The sequence below is a fragment of the uncultured Holdemanella sp. genome, from assembly GCF_934772795.1.
Classification (GTDB): domain Bacteria; phylum Bacillota_I; class Bacilli_A; order Erysipelotrichales; family Erysipelotrichaceae; genus Holdemanella.
In genome coordinates, this window is the sequence record NZ_CAKVMR010000099.1 from 1 (window position 1) to 4,891 (window position 4,891).

At 36.6% G+C, this 4,891-nt stretch carries 3 protein-coding genes; 2 read left to right on the forward strand and 1 reads right to left on the reverse strand.

Annotated elements, in window-relative coordinates; all coding sequences use genetic code 11:
- The first annotated feature begins 145 nt into the window (after positions 1–145).
- Both Q0F04_RS11380 and Q0F04_RS11385 read left to right on the forward strand, forming a co-directional pair.
- Positions 146–2,077: an NAD(P)/FAD-dependent oxidoreductase gene (locus tag Q0F04_RS11380; RefSeq protein ID WP_295753386.1), complete on the forward strand. Its 1,932-nt coding sequence runs from the start codon at positions 146–148 to the stop codon at positions 2,075–2,077.
- Between the two features lie 8 nt (positions 2,078–2,085).
- Positions 2,086–3,987, forward strand: coding sequence for an FAD-dependent oxidoreductase (locus Q0F04_RS11385; protein ID WP_295753388.1), 1,902 nt, complete (start codon positions 2,086–2,088; stop codon positions 3,985–3,987).
- 16 nt (positions 3,988–4,003) lie between these two features.
- Here the strand turns inward: Q0F04_RS11385 and Q0F04_RS11390 are convergent, their stop codons facing one another.
- Positions 4,004–4,828: a nitroreductase family protein gene (locus Q0F04_RS11390; RefSeq protein ID WP_295753390.1), complete on the reverse strand. Its 825-nt coding sequence runs from the start codon at positions 4,826–4,828 to the stop codon at positions 4,004–4,006.
- Positions 4,829–4,891 lie beyond the last annotated feature (63 nt).

A 4,891-nucleotide genomic window follows, 5' to 3' on the forward strand; every position in this document is an offset into this window, starting at 1 on the left:
CCGTATGCCTTAGTAGGGCACGTACGGTTTGACAAGGGGCGGTAGAATTAAAATTCTGTCGCCTACTTTTTCTTTTATATGTGAAACCGCTAACAATTGAAGTATAATGAAATAAGAAGTTAACATACATAAAGGAGGAGAATATATGTTTGACAAATTATTTGATCCCATACAAATACGTGGTATGGAAATGAGAAATCGTGTTGTGATGTCTGCGATGGGAACGCACGAAAGTGCAGAAAGTGAAGATGGAAAGAGTGTTACGGATAAGCTGATTGCGTATCATGTGGCTCGTGCAAAAGGTGGAAACGGATTAAATACAGTTGAAGTTACAAGTGTCGATGCAGCGAGTGCTCCACATGGATTTTTATCGATTGCCGAAGATAAGTATATTCCTGGATTTAAAAAGTTAAATGATGCCGTTCATGAAGCCGGAGGAAAAACTTGCGTTCAATTATGGCAAGGTGGATTGGCTGTGGCTTCGGATCAAACGGCTCAAATCTTAGTACCAAATGACTTGCCATTAAGTCCACAATATACAGTGCCAGCTATCACAAATGAAAGATTACTCGATATAATAGATAAGTTTGGACAAGCCGCAAAACGTGCAGTAGAAGCTGGATTTGATTGTTTAGAATTCCATTGCGCACATAACTATTTACCACATTCAATGTTGTCGGGTGGAATCAATCATAGAAGTGATGAGTGGGGTGGATGTTTTGAAAACCGTAAAAAATTCCCATTAGAATGTATTAAATCCATTCGTGCTAATATGCCAGAAGACATGCCACTATTCATGCGTGTCGATTGTCATGATGACATGTTGGAAGGTGGATTAACGGTTGAAGAAGTGATTGAATTTTGTAAAGATGCCAAAGAATTAGGTGTAGATGTTTTAAACATTAGTCGTGGAAATATCTTAACGGCAGCTACATTATATGAAGTGGCACCAGTTGATATTGAAAATGGATTTAACGTAGAAGATGCTGCACGCATTCGTAAGGAAACAGGTATGTTGACAATGCCATGTGGACGTATCAATACGCCTGAATTTGCCGAAAAGATCTTAGAAGAAGATAAGGCAGATTTAGTTGTCATGGCACGTGCTCAGCTTGCCGATGCCAACTTCTGCAATAAGGCAAAGGAAGGTAAAGTCAATCAAATTCGCTATTGTATTGGATGTAACCAAGGCTGCTATGACTCCTTCTGTGCTTCTCTATACAATCCAGCTATTAAACATATTACTTGTATGCGAAATCCAGGTTTATTAGAAGAAGAAACGTTAGGTTTAAAACCTGGATCTGTTTCTAAAAAAATTGTCATCTTAGGTGGTGGAATTGCAGGTATGGAAGCGGCTTTAGATTTAAAAGAAACAGGCAATACACCAATCTTATTTGAAAAGAGTGAAAGTCTTGGTGGACAATTCTTATTGGCAGGGGCTATTTCAGCTAAAAAAGACTTTAAGAATGCCGTAGATAAAATGATTTTGGATGTTCAAGAATCTGGAATTGAGGTGCACTTAAATACTGTTGTTACTAAAGAAATGCTTGAAGAAATTAAGCCGGATGCACTCATTGTAGCGATTGGATCAAGTCCATTTGTGCTTCCAATTGAGGGTAGTGAAAAAGCTATTATTGCACATGATGTATTAAGTGAAAAAGTAGAGGTACCAGGCGAAAATGTAGTCATTATTGGTGGTGGTCTTGTTGGTTTTGAAACCGCAGAATTTTTAGCAGCAAGACAAAAGAAAGTTACTGTTTTAGAAATGAAAGAAAAAGCTCTACAAGATTTAGGTCCATTGCGTCAAATCACGGCTCAATTTGCGATGGCGCAAATGCCAATCACGATTGAAACAAATGCAACTGTAGAAAAAATTGATGATCATGTCGTTGTTGCAAGTGGCAAAGAATATCCATATGACAGTGTGATTATGGCTGTAGGATCAAAGGCAAATGATACAAGTATGTATGCAGATTTAGATATTCCTACATACATCGTTGGTGACTGCAAGAAAGCAGGTATTGCCTTAGATGCATTTAAAGATGCATATCATGCCGTATTAGAAATTAATAAGTAGGTAGCGATATGACAACATTATTTGATGAACTTCAAATTGGTTCGATGATCTTAAAAAATCGTACATTTATGGCTCCTATGTCTTTAGGGTATGGAGATCAAACGGGAATTCCTACGCTACAAGAACAGGCATATTGGCTTGAAAGAGCTAAAGGCGAAGTAGGATGTATTATTACGGATGCGACAAGTGTTGATCCTAATACACCTTATTTAGGAAATACGCTATGTTTTAGAAGTGAAGAAAGCATTTTGGAATACAAGAAATTTACGGATAAGATCCATGCGTATGGAACAAAAATCATTCCTCAAATTACGCATCCAGGACCAGAAAGTATCTCTTCATTCTTTGGGGTTACACCAATTTCTAGTAGTGGCTATTTAAATTCTATGTATCAACAAACTCGTGAATTAAAAATAGAAGAAATCCCAAATATTATTTCTATGTATGCGAATACTTCTTATCAGGCAAAACAAGCTGGTTTTGATGGAATTGAACTTCATTGTGCTCACGGATATATGCTTCTAGGCTCTTTCTTAAGTCCTTTAAAAAATAAGCGAACAGATGCATATGGTGGTAATTTAATGAATCGCGCTCGATTATTATTTGAAGTCGTAGAAGCAATAAAAGATAAATGTGGAAATGATTTTCCAATTATTTTGCGTATGTCAGGATCAGAAAAAATTTGTGGAGGCAATACTATTGAAGATACACTTCAATTGATACCAGAACTCGAAAAACGAGGCGTGGATGCCTTTGAAATTTCGGGTGGATCTCAATATGAGTTGCCAAATAAAATCATGCCTAGTCATGGAGAAGAGTGTGCAACTAATTTGGCAGAAGCATTAAGAATCAAAGAAATCAGTCATGTACCAGTGTTGTTGGTGGGAAAAATCAATGATGCTAAGCTGGCTCGTTCTTTAGTGGAAGAAGACAAAGTCGATGGTATTGTACTAGGTCGTGCTTTATTGGCGGATGCAGATTTTGTCAAGAAGACAAAAGAAGATAAAGATGCACAAATTGCACCTTGTACAGGATGCCTTGCAGGATGTGTTGGACAACAAACAAAGCGCTTATGCGGAACCTGTGTTATCAATCCATTCTGTGGTCATGAGACAGAAATGAAGATGGAACCAGCTACTTCGAATAAAAAAGTGATGATTGTAGGTGGCGGAATCGGTGGTTTAAGTGCTGCAAGAATGTGTGCTTTAAGAGGACTTGATGTAGAAGTTTTTGAAAAAAGTGGTGTGTTAGGTGGACAGATCAATCTTGCCAGCAAGATTACACCGAAAAAAGAAATGCATAAATGGATTGATTATTTAGAAAGTGAATGTCAAAGACTACATATTCCAGTTCATTTAAATCATGAAGTGAATGTGAATGATGTTCATGATTTTGATGTGGTACTCGTATGCAACGGTTCTATTCCGAATAGACCCAATGAAAATGCCTATACAGCACATGATGTTTTAGACGATAAAGTCGATGTTCACGGAAATATACTTGTCGTAGGTGGAGGCATGGTTGGTGTTGAAGCCAGTGAATATATTTGTGAAAAGCACCCGGATGCGCATGTTACAATTTTAGAAATGAAAAAGAATATTGATGACGGAGAGTGTCCGGCAAACTTAGTTTCTACAATGACTCGTATTCAAGGTTTACCAATAACAGCTTTAACAGAAACAAAACTCGTATCTGTAGAAGATGGTGTTAAGGTTGAAAAAGGTGGAGAAACACAAAACTTAGGAAAATTTGACTTTATCGTATATGCGACAGGTTCAAAACCAGATCCAAGTCTATATGAAGCTATTAGAGAAACGGGAAAAGAAACATACTTATTTGGTGATGCATCCAGTGTTGCCCAGGCTTTGGAAGCGGTTCGTGATGGTGTAAATATTACTTTAAAACTATAAGAAAAGAAGTGAAGTCTTAATCGGCTTCACTTTTAAATTGGTCAATATATTTTTGTACAGAATGTGTCATTTCTTTTGAAAAATCAGAGTTGTATTTTCTTTTACAGAACGCTTCTGTCCATTCACTTAGTTTCTTATTTCCAACTTTGTGTTCAAACATATTTTTGAGTTCTTGTTCATTCTTTCTTTGATAGTGATCAACACAAACAATATCTTCTAATTTGCAACGCTCAGGTTTTTGTCTTTTAAAATGATCATCTGCAGGATATCCAAGTACCAACATGCATACAGGGACCACATATTCTGGAAGATGTAATAATTCTCTATGAAGATCATGCTGTTCTAGAATATCGCCGATGTAACAAGATCCAATGCCTAAACTTTCGGCAGCTACAACTGCATTTTGTGCGGCAATGGTCGCATCCGTTGTGGCTAATAATAAATCGCCTACGCCTGGTTTTCTAGGATTACAATTTTCATAGTTAAACAAATCATACCATTTTTGAAAGTCTGCGCAGAAAATCAAAACCATCTTGGCCTGATTGATGAAGGGTTGATTGTCGCACGTTTTAGATAGTGTTTCTTGAAGTTTCTTATCCTGTACATCAATAATTGTATACATCTGTTGGTTTCCTGCACTTGGTGCCTGCATAGCTGCTTGAAGTATCAGTGTTTTGTCTTCTTGTGAAATTTCTTTATCTTTAAAAATACGACATGACTTGCGATCAAATAAATTTTGAATGATTGGGTTCATAAACATTCCTTCTTTCTTTTGAAAATATTTTACACTAGATATGGTATCATTGATGTATGGAATTAAAAGAAATCCTGAATTATTCATGAAAATATAAAAATTCGTAGAATGTTCCTAATTTAAAGGAAATCTACGAATTTTTCTTATCAC